Source organism: Burkholderia cepacia (assembly GCF_029962485.1).
Lineage (GTDB): Bacteria > Pseudomonadota > Gammaproteobacteria > Burkholderiales > Burkholderiaceae > Burkholderia.
The window spans coordinates 618,765-631,628 of record NZ_CP073638.1 but is presented as its reverse complement, the minus strand read 5'-3'; the positions used below and the strand labels follow the sequence as shown (position 1 = coordinate 631,628).

Below are 12,864 nucleotides of genomic sequence, written 5' to 3'. Positions count from 1 at the left end.
ATACTGTGTTTTTATACAGTGGTGGCGACGTGATCAAGCCGCAGTGGGCTTACATCTGGGAATACGGATTCCAAGGCGACAAGAACCGCCTACGGACTCCGGTTGAGCTCACAAAGCAGGAATTCGAATTTTGGGTCGATCAAGATCCGAGGTCCGTTTTCCTGGGCTCATGCACGCCGATCGAGGCCACACGGATTGATCGCAATCGCGTGCCGCTCACGGATCCGCGCTTCAAGGTCAAGCCTACGATGCCGGAGTTTGACGCTCCGTCCGATGCCGAGCTGCGCGCCCTGTGGCGCGAGTACACGGACCTGCAGGTACGCTGGCTGATCCTTGAAATCCTCGCCCTTCGGAAATCGCTGGATACGGTGCAGGAGTGGTTTGACTACGTCGACAAGAACATCGAGGACCGCGGGGAGCTAGGCGGCGGCAACGGGAAACTTCAGGAGCTGCGCCACCTTCTCCGGAAAGAAAAGGGGCGCGCCGGGATGATGTGATCAGTCAACGGAGCGCCCAGTAGCTGTTACTTCTTCACCGGCTCGATACCCCAGCACTGTGCCGACCGGTCACCCTCCGGAATGGCCGACGGGTTGTATTTGCACTTGTTGATCGTGTCGAGCGCGACTTTGTACCGATCGACCAGAGGATCAGCAATGCTGGCCAGGTGCGCATCTCGCACCGTCTGGTCGGGCGTGCTGCAGTCAGCGCCCATATGGGAAACATCGGGCCTGTAAATTCCACCAATGGGCGACACCAACCCTTCGATGCTGGCACCCTCAATTACCTCGTACAGTACCTGCGACGTCGGCTTATACGTGTTCACCATCACCATGCCATCGCCGTTGACAGTTCGAACCTCTTTCGGCCCCGCACACGACACGATCGGCCGAGCCGCGAAAATGACTCGCCCCTTGAGATATTCGCGCGCGCCGTACACCTGCAGGTCGCGCTTGAACTGACTAACTTCGGCGCTCCGCTGGGCCGAATCGATGTATCCGGACATATCGTCGAGCTCGAAGTACACCAGCGCCCATTCGCTGATGTTGATTTTCGAATTCGCAATCTCAGCGTCAGTCGGCCCTACGCCGCCATTCTCACTCATGACGATGTCGTGCAGCTTCGAGCCGTTGACGACGCCAGGATAGACCGCGATGTCGGCGCCCCTCGCCTTGAATGCATTCTGAAGCGCGGTGATCGTTGGCTGCACGTCGCCTGCAGACGGATCCGGAGCGGACGCCGCACTCGACACATCCGGCGCAGCTGCCATTACGCGTGCACGCTGTGTCGCGACCAGTGGTGCCCCCGAATATGCAAGCCGGATCGCGGGACCGGATGCGGCCGGCGTCGACGAGTCATCACCACCACCACAGGCCGAAAGAGCGACCCCGGCAAATACCGCAGCAATCAAAGTTTTTTTCATTGTGGTTCTCAGGTCGGAAGTTGTTATATCCCCGGATCGACGATTTTACATATCGATTACGCTTTCGGGAAATAGAAAGCCCGCGGCAAGCGCGGGCCAAAGTTAGAACAGACCGGCCGGGTGCGCCGCGTCATCCCAGCTGAAGATGATCAATTCGTTCCGGTCGACGCTTTTGTGTCCGCCGGCCACCGTGTACTGAAGCGGCACCGTCTCGATGTGGAATCCATCGAACACGCGTCGAATGTCCTCATGGTCGTTCAGGCTCACCACGGCGCGGCCCTTGATATTGCGCAGGCGATCGGCGATACGCTCGTATTCCGTGAACGGGAAATCAACGCCGTATCCCCGCGTTTCGAAGTACGGCGGGTCCAGATAGAACAACGTGTGCGGCCGATCATAGCGATCGATGCAATCCGCCCAATCCAGGCGCTCGATGTATGCACTCGCAAGCCGCAAGTGGGCTGCAGACAACTCTTCCTCGATCCGCAGCAAATTTAGGCCGGGCGGCGCAGTGGTCGCCGTGCCGAACGTCTGCCCGTGCACAATCCCGCCGAAGCAGTTTTTTTGCAGATAGTAGAAGCGCGCTGCACGCTGAATGTCGGTGAGCGTTTCGGGTGCAGTCTGCTTCAGCCACTCGAACACCTGCCGACTCGTTAGCGCCCATTTGAACTGCCGCACGAATTCCTCGAGGTGATGCTGCACGACGCGATACAGGTTGATCAGCTCGCCGTTGACGTCGTTGATCACCTCGACCTTTGCCGGCGGGCGCATGAAATACAGCGCAGCGCCGCCCGCGAATACCTCGACGTAGCAATCGTGCGCAGGAAAGCGCGGGATCAGATGGTCTGCAAGGCGGCGCTTGCCGCCGATCCACGGAATAATCGGATTTGCCATTGTGAAAGCCGTTTTTAAACTTAGTGTAGAATCCGGCCCGCCTACGTAGGTATTCAGGGCCTTGGCTGATTCACTGGCTCAGACAGTGGAAAAGCGGCCGAGGGTCGTGTTACCGCACGCCCCTCGGCCGCCCTGTTTCTAGCGCGGCGCCGCGCTGGTCAGCGCGTCGTAGTCGCTTTCGCACTGCCGCCCGGCAATACCCCGGTCGTCAGCGATTCGCGCGAACTCTCCCGCAGCCTCGTCAGTCCGGCCGAACATGTCGGCAAGCAGATCGAGGGCGCCGCCGGCTGTCGCGCCTCCGGCCGAAGCGGCGGAATCGTGCGCGCGGGCGACAAGCTCGCCGACTTGCCGGCGCAGGCCGTCAGCAGCAGTAGCAGCGGCGGCAGCATTAGCGCGCGCTTGATCACGTTTTTTCGAAGCATCTTCAGCATTCCCCTGTTGTTCGCGCGCGATACGGTCGCTTTCGTCGCGCTCGCCGACGAGCTCGCGAATTCGCTGCGCTTGTGTTTCCACGGTGTGCGACTGGTCGGCGTCGCGATGGCCCTTGAAATACCCCGCCGCGGCGCCGATGACCACCGCAGCTACGATCGCGAACCAGATGCGCGGATCGAACCAGGTCATAGCCCCTCCGAATAAGTCGTGCTCGTCGCACCAAACGACGCCGTCAGCACCTGTCGACGCGGCTTCGTGCCGATCGGCGCGAGGCCGATATGCACCCACGTACCCTCTTGGATCAGCTGATCGAACTCGATCGTCGACGCGCCGATTGCCCGGCAGACGTCGAGCGGCGTGCCGAACTTCGGACACACGAAATCGGCGGCCAGGCCCGACAGATGCGCGCTGCTCGGAACCCCGCCGACCGCGCGATTGAGCGCCGCAGCTCGGTAGCCCGACGTGATGATCACAGGGCGCCCGCCGAGCACGTCGCGCACGCGCTCGAGCGTTTCGGCCGTCCGCCGCAAATTCGCCGTGACCGCGGCCGACGGCGTGTTATCGATACCGCGCCGGCGCGCTGTGTCGCTCGCGGTCAACTCCTCGAGCGTGAAATGTGCCGTGAGACTCGTCATATTCACTTTCCCCCAAACATTCGTTTTGCGTTCCGTCGCAGCAGTGCCTCGAGGTACTGCGACCCGATGATGCCGAGCGCGCTTCCCATGCCGAGCAGCGCGATCGGCGGCAGATCCGGGATCTGCAACAGCGCCAAGCCCGCGACCATCGACGTCGCCGAACCGAGCACCGCACGCCCGGCCACAAGTCGAAACGTCAGCTGCTCGCTCCCCACCAAAACTTTCGCAATGCCAATCAGTCCGCCCATGAGAATCAACTCCAAGATCGTCTTTTCGTGCTCTTGCATTACCGCTCCCCGTTTCCCGCCTTGTAAAAAGAAAGGCCGCCAACTTGGCGGCCCATCACAAAATCCCTGTCGCATCCAGCACCATGAAGCGCGAATGCCATTGCTCTCGAAACCCCGACCAGTTCGGCTTTCTCCCACCTCCGTACATAGTTGTTCCCCACGACACCGTGCTTCCGCTAACTCGAATCGAACTCAGCTCGACACCTGCCGGGTCATAGCTCCACGCCTGGCGGACCGGGTAGATTCCAGACACGATGACGGGCACACCATATGACCGCGAATCCCAGGCCGCCCCAGGCGCACCCAACGTATCCCACCCGACCCCCGGCAAATACTCGTTGTAGATGACGTCAAGCACTCGCAGAAACGGCTTCGACGAGTCGGCGATAAGTCGGCCTTGGTTGTTGAACACCTGAAGCCCGAAATTCCCTGATACTGTCGGCACCTGGTCGAATTGAAAGAAATAAACGGTGCATGGCCGCTCCGTAATAAATCTTAATGTGTACGTAGTCCTATCGACATCCGTGCTCCAGATCGTGATGCCAACACCCTCCGCCGCGTACACGCCGTACATCGGCCCCGCCGTTGCGTTGAACGTAAACGCCACGCTGGGTAGCGTCGCGTTGAACGGCTTTCCTGCATCGTTCACCGCAAGTCGCAGCGACGTATCCACCGACTGGGCCGACATCGCCTGCACCATTTGATAGTTCGGCGTCGATCCATCAATCTGATACACCCCCGTATCCGTGAACGCCTGAAATCCTGCGGGCATCAATACACTCCATAAACGATCCACCCGGGCACCTGCGTATACGCATTGGAGCCGCTTGCGTTACCGCTGTACAACCAGGTGATGCCAAACCTGTCGATTGAAACGACGGGCGACGGTTCTGCGCCGGATACGCGATAGAAGATCCTGGCCGGCATAAATGCCCAGAACGGTTCCCCGCCGGACATGTCGGCTGCAACGCTCCCATTTCCACCACCCGTCCATGCAATGCCGACCACCCGCCCCGCACGCGATTTAGCATCGAGGATCAGACGGCCGGCGCCGTCGAAAATCTGAAGTCCGGCCGTCATCACCACATCCCCATGCGCACGCGAAGCACGCCGTTACCGTCATAGACACGCACACTGCTACCGTCGAGCACCAGTCGATTCCCACTACCGTCGGACGCGTTAATTTCGAACCAACCGCTCTTGTCGATCCGCCAGCCCAGCCGCCCTGCGATGTAGTTGTCCGACTGGATGTAGCTACCGATCATCGCGTTCGTGATCCAGCCCGAGCCGATCAGTGCCTGGCGCAAGAACACCTGTCCACCCTGAACCACGAACGGGACGATCGACGATCCACCGTTGTTCGGGTCTACGACCGCGAAGCGCTGCGCCGACACCAACACCTGCGACTCGACAATGCCGCTGTCGTTATTGATGCCGACGCCGATGCCTGCGATGTAAGTGCGGCCGTCCGTCGTGACTTGCGTCTTGATCTGGTACGACGCTGAAACGCGTCCGTTCAGATCGGCGTACGACTGCGCAACTGTCTGGACCACCGCTGCGCTCTCGTTCACCTGCGCGCGCACCGTCGTGATCTGCGAGGCCTGCGCACTGTCGGCATCCGCTCGCGCCTGGGATTCGGATTGAATGCCCGCGAACAGATTCGCCTGCCCTGACTTCAGCTGTGCTGTAACCGTGTCGAGCCGCTGCGCGAGCGCCATATCCGCCTCGGCACGTGCGGCCTGCTCCGAGTAGACGCCCGCCATAACCTGCGTCGAACCGGCCGCAAGTCCCGTATCGCCCGCCATCGGCCCGCTGATCTGCGCCGATACCTGGCTGACCTGCTTCGCAAGCGCCGAGTCGGCATCAGCTCGTGCCGACGCTTCCTGACGAATGGCCGCCGTATTGGAGTCGACCGTCGCTTTTAGCGAAGTGATCGAATCCGAATTGGCTTTATCGCCGGCCGCACGCGCGGTCTGCTCTGCGACGATGGCCGCCGAGTTGCCGCCGGCCGTCGCCGTGACGGCATCAACACGCTTACCGAGCGCAGTATCCGCATCCGCTCGCGCCTGCTGTTCAGCCGTGATCGCCGCCTTGTTCGCGCCGACGTCGACCGTCACGGCATCCACGCGTTTGCCGAGCGCCGTGTCCGCCGTCGCCCGTGTCGTCGCCTCCGACGTGATCGCCGCCGAGTTGTCGTTCGACTTCGTTACGACAGAATCGATTCGCGACGACAGCGCACCGTCGGCATCGGCGCGCGCCTGCTGCTCGGCCGTAATCGCTGCCTTGTTCGTGCCGACATCCGCAGTCACGGTATCGATCCGCTTGCCGAGCGCGGTATCGGCACCGGCACGAGTCGTCGCTTCCGACGTGATCGCCGCGGCATTGTCATTTGCCTTCGAAACGACGGTATCGATGCGAGTAGACAGCGCACCGTCAGCGTCGGCACGCGCCGTCGCCTCCAGCTTAATGGCCGCAGCCGCGTCGCCGACGCTCGCCGAAACGGTATCGATTCGCTGCCCGAGCGACGTGTCGGCCGCCTGCCGCGCCTGCTGCTCGGATGTCACGGCCGCACCACGCAGTCGCGCCTCCTCGGCAACCGCATCAGCGCGATCCTTCGCCTCCTTCGCGATCGCATCCGTGCGATCCTTCACCTCCTTTGAAATGGCGTCAGCACGGGCTTGCGCCTCGCCCGCAACTGCAGTCGCCCGGTCCGCCGCCTCCTTCGCGATCGCGGTTGCGTTGTCCGCGACGCCCTGCTGAATCCCGGGGATCGCGTCGATCGGTTTCTTCAGATCCTCGCCGAGCGCCGAGTGCGAGATCTGACCCGCGAAATATTTCTCGTATTCGCTTTGATCCGCGGACGGCTGCCCCTGCACACCGGGACCATTCGCCGGAAACCATGGGCCGATATTCCCGGTCGTGTCGACGAGCCTCGCCCAGAAATAAAACACCTGGCCGACAGCAAGGCCTTGCATCGACGTCGACGCCTGCGGATACGCGTAATCCGACAGCTTGATTGCATCGGCACGGTTCGACGTGCGGCTGTACCACACTTCAGTGCGCTGCGTGTCGCCAGCCGTACCGTCACCCGGAAACGCCCAAGCGAGGTTAATGCCGTAGACCACGCCCGCCGCTTTAAGCGACACGACGGCCGGCGGGAGGCTCGTCTTTCCCGTCAGTTGCGTTTCCACGCTGACGGTCGGCAACGACGTAACATTCATCACGTTCTGCGCACGCACCCGCGCAACGTAGCGCCCCTGATAAATCCCGGGCACCTCGACCTGCAGCCCACCCGTACGTGGTACGGTCACCCACTCACCGTTATCTTTCCGCCATTCCGGCAGGTACGTGACAGCGTTGTTCGCAGCATCCCACGCGATGACCATCGTCGTTTTCGAAATACCCTGGTCGACCGCCGAATACGTGGTGATTCGCACGTTGGCCGGCGGCGCCTGCACCGACGGCGGCACGACCGTTATCGGCCGCTGCTGGATCTGCGCACCGTCGTCGATTGCCGCGTACTTCCCCGGCTCGTGCATCGTCGCCGTGATCGTGTACTCGATACGGCCGTCGTCGTCCCCCTCCTGTACGCTGACAACGCGGTAGAGCTGCGCCGCGACGTCGCTGTTTTCCAGCATCCACACCGCGCCTGGCACCGGGTCCGCATGGAAGTGATCGGCCAGCGTGAGCACGTCGCCATCGACAGACTTCACCGAACGGTACTGCGCAACACCGGACGGGAGAATCGCGGTGAAGCGGTCACCGGGCGCCACGGTCGGCGCCTTGTCGAGCGTGACAACGTTGCCGGCCACCGCTCGAATGCGCCCGCCGATGCGACGGCCAGCCTTCCGCGTATCGGCGATCGCGATCACCTGCCCCGGGCCGACCAGCACACCATCCATCCCGACCTTGAACGACACCGTGCCCGACTCATAGCGCGACGTCAGGAGAAGCCACCGGCCAAGCCGGTGCGCCTGCGCCTGCGACGTGCAACCGAACGCCGTCACCTGCGTCTTGATGACGCCATACCGCGCGATGCCGTCGTCGTCCGGCACGTACTCGACCGCCTGTTTGTACTGGTTCGACGGATCGTTGTAGCTGACCAGAGCGACCGTATATCGCGTCTTGCGCTCGCTCCCTGCGTACCGGAACGCCCCATCAATTACGTTCGCCGCGGTGTACACGTAAACTGGATCGGACGGCATGTCCGCGGAAGCGACCACCGCACCCGGCCCCCAGTACGAAATGCCACGGAACACGCTGGCGATGTCCTGCAGCACCTTGTACGCGTCGGCCGCCGACTGGATCACGCAGTTGCACGTGAAGCGCGGCTCGACGCCGCCTTTTCCATCGGACACCATGACGTCGCAATAACGCGCGATTTCGTACAACCCCCATTTGTCGATCATCGACGCGTCGACCGTCTTGCCGAGCCCGTAGCGATCGTTCAGCAGCAGATCGTAGAAAATCCAAGCCGGATTGTTCGTCCACGCCGGCTTGAACGTCCCGTCCCACGCGCCCGAATACGCCCGCGATTCCGGATCGTAGTTCGACGGCACACGGATGATCAGGCCGCGCACGTGATACGAACGCACCGGTACCTGTGAAAATGACCGGGCGTCGAACGTCATGCCAACAAGCGCCGTCATCGGGTACCGCATCTTGCGATCGATCACCTCCGTGATCGCCTCGATATTCACCGTGTCTGCGATCAGCGAACTGTGAGCATTCGGCGTGATGCGCCGCACGCGCACCAGCCAGCCGGTTTTTGCACGCGGCAATTCGATCCGATGCGAGCGCTCATAGAGCGATGTTGTTTTGCCATCGAATGCCGTCGACAGCACCTGCGCGTAAGAACCACCGTCGACCGATAAATCGATCGCGTACTCGACCCGATAGCCAAACACACCAGTCGTCGGATCGCTCTTTTGGAGTGCCGGCACGCCGAATCGAATACGAACCGCCGTCAGCTGCGTGTTTTGCACCTGGCGCACCCATGGCGCATCCGACGCCAGCGGCACGCCTACGGCGGATTCGCGCTCCACCGCCGGAAATCCCGGCATGAACTCCTGGTCGAGCGTGCCCGTGCGAACGTCGACGCTGTAATTCTGGAAGTTGACCGACCCGTCGGAATTCTGGATCGGCGTGCCGTCGAGGTATACCGACCGCATGCCTTTCACCAGGCCGACGATCGGGCCTTCGGAAATGATGTCGAGCACCTTCGCACGCGCGATCGAGTGCAGGTTGTCCGGCGATTCGCCGCCACTACCGCCACCACCACCGCCCTTCGCGCCGTTAATCCGCTTCGGACCCGATTCCGCGTAGACCTTTTTCACACCTGATCCTCTGTGTAGATGCCCGAGCTGGCAACCTTCGATCCGACGACCATCTCGCCGTACACGGGCGGCACCGGCTCGCCTTCGGCGGCACTATTCACCGCTCCGTTGAAGTAATACGACTTGCCGTTGTCGGCCACACCGGCGAGCCCGGCCTGCTGCGGACTCAGCATCTGCGTGATGCCACCGAGCGCCATCGACACACCCAGGCCGATCAGCGTCGGCTGACTGAACACAAAGCCGGCCACGGCCAGCGCCGCGCCCAGAATCGTCTGGAACAGACCGCCGCTCTTGCTGCCGACGATCACCGGCGCAATCCGGATCGCATCGCCGCCGACCGGCGCACCGAGATCGTCTTCGCTCAGGTTTCGTCGGCCGTTGAATACCGCAAACGTCAGCCCGTTGTCGCGTGCGTCGAGCAGGAATTTCCGAAAGCCCGGGATCAAGACTGACAGCGCGCGCACGGCCTCCGCTGTCGACGTGACGGCCAGGCGATGCACCCGACCGAATCGCGTGCCAGCGATCCCGTAAAGCCTCACCTCCCGTAGCGTCTCCGTCACTTCGCACCTCCGACATGACGCAGCACTGTCGTGCAGCATTCGCTCCACATCGAACCCCACACCGCGCGGCACGACAGTCGTCCGTACATGTGATGCGCGAACATGCCGTCACCCAGATACACGCCGGAGTGATTCGGTACGCCGTTTTTGCTTCGGACCTGCATCAGCAGCACATCGCCCGGCTCCAGCTGCGCGTCGCGCCCCATATCGAGAAAGCCCGCGTCCTGGTAGTGCGCGATATACAGGTTCGAATACCCATCGGCCCACCACCCATCCTTGCGCTCGAAATCAGGCAGCGCGATCCCGCGCTCGGCGAGATACCAGTCACGCACCAGCGAGTAGCAATCGAGCACGCCGTGCACGTATTCCCGACCATAAAGCGGCGCAACGTAGCCGCTCGGCCCAAACTCACACCAGTTGTCGATGCCAATCGCACCGTCGGCCTGCACGCCGAGCGAGACGATCACCCACCGCGGGATGCCGGCGCGCTCACACATCGCGCGATCACCCATGCTCGGCTGCGCCGTCCCGTTTGGATGCGAGTGCACCATCGCGACGATTTCGCCCATGTCCTCCGCATCCGCGTAATCCTCTGCCGCCAGCCCGAATCGCTCGGTCGGCACCGCAGCGACATTCCGCCCTGGCACATACAGGTCTCCCGAAGCGGCTTCTACGATCAACCCGCAGCACTCACGCGGGTACTCGGCGAGCGCGTGCTCCGCGATCGCCTGCTTGATTCGTTCGTCCATAAAAAAACCCGCCGAGTGGCGGGTCCATAAAGAGAGGTTGATCGGCGGTCTAGGCGAGCGTGTCGCACAAAAAGCCGCCGTGCGGCAGCGGGTTGTTCACGCCGTACCGGCATTCGCATCCGCTGACTTTCTGGCTACAGCGATCGAGCGCCGGATCGCTCACCGGCCTGTCGTTCTTGCCGAAGTACACCATGCCGGCATAGCCGCATTCGGGTCCGCGATAGCGCCACTGGCACGTGCCGACGATCTGGCGCGCGGGCACCTGCTGCCCACCGAAGTCAAGGGGCGACGACAGCGTGAATTCCACCTGCACGCCGGGCTGCTCGTCGCTCTTCTGCTCGATTCGCCACTGCTCAGGCGGCCATTGCTCATTCGGGTCCGCGGTCGGGTTGCCGTCCGGAAAATTCACCGCGTCGAGGTACTTCGCCAGCGTGCGCCGGCGGTACACCTTCGCGCCGACAAGATCATCGAGCGCAACGCACAGCGCGGTGATCGTGCCGTTTATGTCGCCCACCGTCAGCGTCGGCGCCGGCTGCCGAGCGGCCGATGTCCGCTCGAAGCCTGCCGCCTGGATCGACCACGGCTTGTATTCAAGGCCCTGCCACACGATCGACGTCGACTGCAGATGCCCGTGAAAGCGCAACGCGTCACCGCCGATCTCCGTGCAGTCGACCTCGAACAGCTCGATACGACGCCCCGGCTCCAGTTGCTGTACATCCGCCGCAATAGGCATAACGCTATCTACTCCCCTTGAGAATCGCCACCTCGGCACGGAGCTTCACGACGTCCGCCTTGAGGGATTCAATCAATGTCGCCATGTGCTGCACAGCCGCGCCGATGTAGATGCCAAGCCCCGTGTAGTCCACTGTCTGGAGCTTCAATCGTCCATCATCCTCGACGGCGTCCTTTTCACCATTGACAACGTTCGCGAACACCCCCTGAGCCTCGTGCGCAATCACGCCCGCGATCCTGCGATTTGCGCCCTCTCCGACGTTGGTAGTTTTCAGGTAGTCAACAAAGCGCAAGCGGCGCACACCCTCGTATGCCACTGAGGCATCGATATCTTCTACAGACGTCTTGATCCGGTAGTCGGAACCCTGCGACAAGCTGCCGGTGAACGTCGCATTGCCGCCGTCCCAGAACTGAAAGGCGTTAATCGTCCTAGAGAATGTGAACGCTACCGAGGGTACGCTCGTAGAAGACCCACCCGCATAAGCGGACAGCGCGAATAGGTCTCGCTCTCCAGCTTTTTGTGCGCGCAGAAGTTGGTACGCTGATCCGTTGTTACCACACTCGACCAGAACCACGGCTGACGACTTGTTCCAATCATTAAACGCATACCCCGTGATCTTTGATGCGTAAAACAACGAACTATAGTCAGCGGGTGTGAAGCTCGAAACTATGGATTTCTGAAATGTGTTCGTGCCTGTGAACGTTTGGTTAGACGCCAGGGCCGCGAAATTAGCTAGATCCAAGTTCCCACTGTGCCACGGCGCATACGAGCCGAACTTTGGAACCCCGGAAAACACCGGCGCGCCTGCAAGATAGGCGATGCTCGCCTCTTGAGAGTACAGCGATGCTGCGTATCCGTTTTCAACCTTGATCCTTCGTATGCTGCAACTGTATGCAGGCGCACGGGGGGCGAAGTCTGCAATTCTAGCGACACGGATGTACGCGGTATTGTCCGGAGTTGTAACCGTTACGCTACGGTATTGCCATCCGCCTGTACCTGCTGACACCGCAATCGATCCCAATTCCGACAACATCGACTTAGATGCATCTAGCGCCTCAATCTTGATCCGCGCTTGGCCCTGGGTCATGCCTTGAGCATTAAGCTCCGCAGACAGGTTCAACGCCAATCGTGGGGCGCAGGGAATCAAATCGGCGTAATCCAACACATAGTTTCCCGACGTGATCGGCGCAAGGTTTGAGAAAAAGATTCCTTCTGCATACCCCCCCTGAACCACACCCAAGCCACTCGACGCCCAGCCGATATTCCCCAGTTCCCCCGAGCCGTTAAGCAGAATATTCGCACCGTTGAAGCCCCCAACTTTGCCACTCGCTGCGACGTTACCTGCGACACCCCCGGCGACAGACAGAGAACCGCCAACAGTGAGATTGCCGCCAACGGCTTCGTCCCAGAGCATTTTTCCGCGCTCCGCCACATGCCAGTAGGTGCCGCCGTCTGCAACGTATGTCGCCCAATCTCCAGTGTTAAGCAGTTTGATTGGCGATCCGTCACTGCCCTGAAAACCAATCGCCACCGGCGGGCCAACGTTGAAGCAATGAATGCAAGCGTTCAAAGACACGGACGAGGCAAGCGGAAACTTGACGACCTTCCCGCCGCCACCCATGTTCAAACCGAATCGGGCTCCTACCTGACTCGGTTGAAGCGTGGTGTTGTCGTTGAGAATTGCGTAGCCAAGCGCAACACAGGCAGACAAGACGTCGACATTGGCATTGAACCGCATGTTTGCAGTGCGCTGATCATCCCCACCCGCACCACTAGGTGCGACTCCGAGGTTTGCTTTTTGAAGTTGTGGCATCTCTC

13 protein-coding genes are annotated in these 12,864 nt (G+C 61.4%); 1 reads left to right on the top strand and 12 read right to left on the bottom strand.

Annotated features, from left to right (window positions below; genetic code table 11):
- The first annotated feature begins 5 nt into the window (after positions 1 to 5).
- Positions 6 to 497, top strand: coding sequence for a hypothetical protein (locus KEC55_RS19380; RefSeq protein WP_282509749.1), 492 nt, complete (start codon positions 6 to 8; stop codon positions 495 to 497).
- A 26-nt stretch (positions 498 to 523) separates the two neighbouring features.
- Here the strand turns inward: KEC55_RS19380 and KEC55_RS19375 are convergent, their stop codons facing one another.
- The 12 genes from KEC55_RS19375 to KEC55_RS19320 form a co-directional block, all read right to left on the bottom strand.
- Entirely contained in the window at positions 524 to 1,420 is an 897-nt protein-coding gene (locus KEC55_RS19375) for a hypothetical protein (protein ID WP_282509747.1), read from the bottom strand.
- Positions 1,421 to 1,522: 102 nt separating this feature from the next.
- Positions 1,523 to 2,314, bottom strand: a complete 792-nt coding sequence (locus tag KEC55_RS19370) for a DNA adenine methylase (RefSeq protein ID WP_282509745.1) — start codon at positions 2,312 to 2,314, stop codon at positions 1,523 to 1,525.
- Between the two features lie 138 nt (positions 2,315 to 2,452).
- Positions 2,453 to 2,935, bottom strand: coding sequence for a DUF2514 family protein (locus tag KEC55_RS19365; RefSeq protein ID WP_282509743.1), 483 nt, complete (start codon positions 2,933 to 2,935; stop codon positions 2,453 to 2,455).
- A complete protein-coding gene (locus KEC55_RS19360; RefSeq protein WP_282509742.1) occupies positions 2,932 to 3,381 on the bottom strand; it encodes a D-Ala-D-Ala carboxypeptidase family metallohydrolase in 450 nt (149 codons plus the stop codon). Before KEC55_RS19360 ends, KEC55_RS19365 begins: the two co-directional genes overlap by 4 nt.
- Before the next feature lie 2 nt (positions 3,382 to 3,383).
- Positions 3,384 to 3,668, bottom strand: a complete 285-nt coding sequence (locus tag KEC55_RS19355) for a holin (RefSeq protein ID WP_282509738.1) — start codon at positions 3,666 to 3,668, stop codon at positions 3,384 to 3,386.
- A 55-nt stretch (positions 3,669 to 3,723) separates the two neighbouring features.
- Positions 3,724 to 4,440, bottom strand: a complete 717-nt coding sequence (locus tag KEC55_RS19350) for a hypothetical protein (protein WP_282509736.1) — start codon at positions 4,438 to 4,440, stop codon at positions 3,724 to 3,726.
- Positions 4,440 to 4,748, bottom strand: a complete 309-nt coding sequence (locus KEC55_RS19345; protein ID WP_282509734.1) for a hypothetical protein — start codon at positions 4,746 to 4,748, stop codon at positions 4,440 to 4,442. The genes KEC55_RS19350 and KEC55_RS19345 overlap by 1 nt, the downstream gene beginning before the upstream one ends.
- Positions 4,748 to 9,004, bottom strand: a complete 4,257-nt coding sequence (locus KEC55_RS19340) for a phage tail protein (protein ID WP_282509732.1) — start codon at positions 9,002 to 9,004, stop codon at positions 4,748 to 4,750. Before KEC55_RS19340 ends, KEC55_RS19345 begins: the two co-directional genes overlap by 1 nt.
- A complete protein-coding gene (locus KEC55_RS19335) occupies positions 9,001 to 9,564 on the bottom strand; it encodes a tail assembly protein (protein ID WP_282509730.1) in 564 nt (187 codons plus the stop codon). Before KEC55_RS19335 ends, KEC55_RS19340 begins: the two co-directional genes overlap by 4 nt.
- On the bottom strand, positions 9,561 to 10,313 hold the full coding sequence (locus KEC55_RS19330) for a C40 family peptidase (protein WP_282509728.1): 753 nt from the start codon (positions 10,311 to 10,313) through the stop codon (positions 9,561 to 9,563). The genes KEC55_RS19335 and KEC55_RS19330 overlap by 4 nt, the downstream gene beginning before the upstream one ends.
- 49 nt (positions 10,314 to 10,362) lie before the next feature.
- Positions 10,363 to 11,046 carry a phage minor tail protein L gene (locus tag KEC55_RS19325; protein WP_282509726.1) on the bottom strand — a complete coding sequence of 228 codons (684 nt, stop codon included), beginning with the start codon at positions 11,044 to 11,046 and terminating at the stop codon, positions 10,363 to 10,365.
- Positions 11,047 to 11,050: 4 nt separating this feature from the next.
- On the bottom strand, positions 11,051 to 12,859 hold the full coding sequence (locus KEC55_RS19320; RefSeq protein ID WP_282509724.1) for a tail fiber domain-containing protein: 1,809 nt from the start codon (positions 12,857 to 12,859) through the stop codon (positions 11,051 to 11,053).
- Positions 12,860 to 12,864: the final 5 nt, after the last annotated feature.

Coding starts and splice junctions, on each gene's coding strand:
- KEC55_RS19375 (WP_282509747.1), bottom strand. CDS start 1,420: ATGAAAAAAACTTTGATTGCTGCGGTATTTGCCGGGGTCGCTCTTTCG.
- KEC55_RS19370 (WP_282509745.1), bottom strand. CDS start 2,314: ATGGCAAATCCGATTATTCCGTGGATCGGCGGCAAGCGCCGCCTTGCA.
- KEC55_RS19365 (WP_282509743.1), bottom strand. CDS start 2,935: ATGACCTGGTTCGATCCGCGCATCTGGTTCGCGATCGTAGCTGCGGTG.
- KEC55_RS19360 (WP_282509742.1), bottom strand. CDS start 3,381: ATGACGAGTCTCACGGCACATTTCACGCTCGAGGAGTTGACCGCGAGC.
- KEC55_RS19355 (WP_282509738.1), bottom strand. CDS start 3,668: ATGCAAGAGCACGAAAAGACGATCTTGGAGTTGATTCTCATGGGCGGA.
- KEC55_RS19350 (WP_282509736.1), bottom strand. CDS start 4,440: ATGCCCGCAGGATTTCAGGCGTTCACGGATACGGGGGTGTATCAGATT.
- KEC55_RS19345 (WP_282509734.1), bottom strand. CDS start 4,748: ATGACGGCCGGACTTCAGATTTTCGACGGCGCCGGCCGTCTGATCCTC.
- KEC55_RS19330 (WP_282509728.1), bottom strand. CDS start 10,313: ATGGACGAACGAATCAAGCAGGCGATCGCGGAGCACGCGCTCGCCGAG.
- KEC55_RS19325 (WP_282509726.1), bottom strand. CDS start 11,046: ATGCCTATTGCGGCGGATGTACAGCAACTGGAGCCGGGGCGTCGTATC.
- KEC55_RS19320 (WP_282509724.1), bottom strand. CDS start 12,859: ATGCCACAACTTCAAAAAGCAAACCTCGGAGTCGCACCTAGTGGTGCG.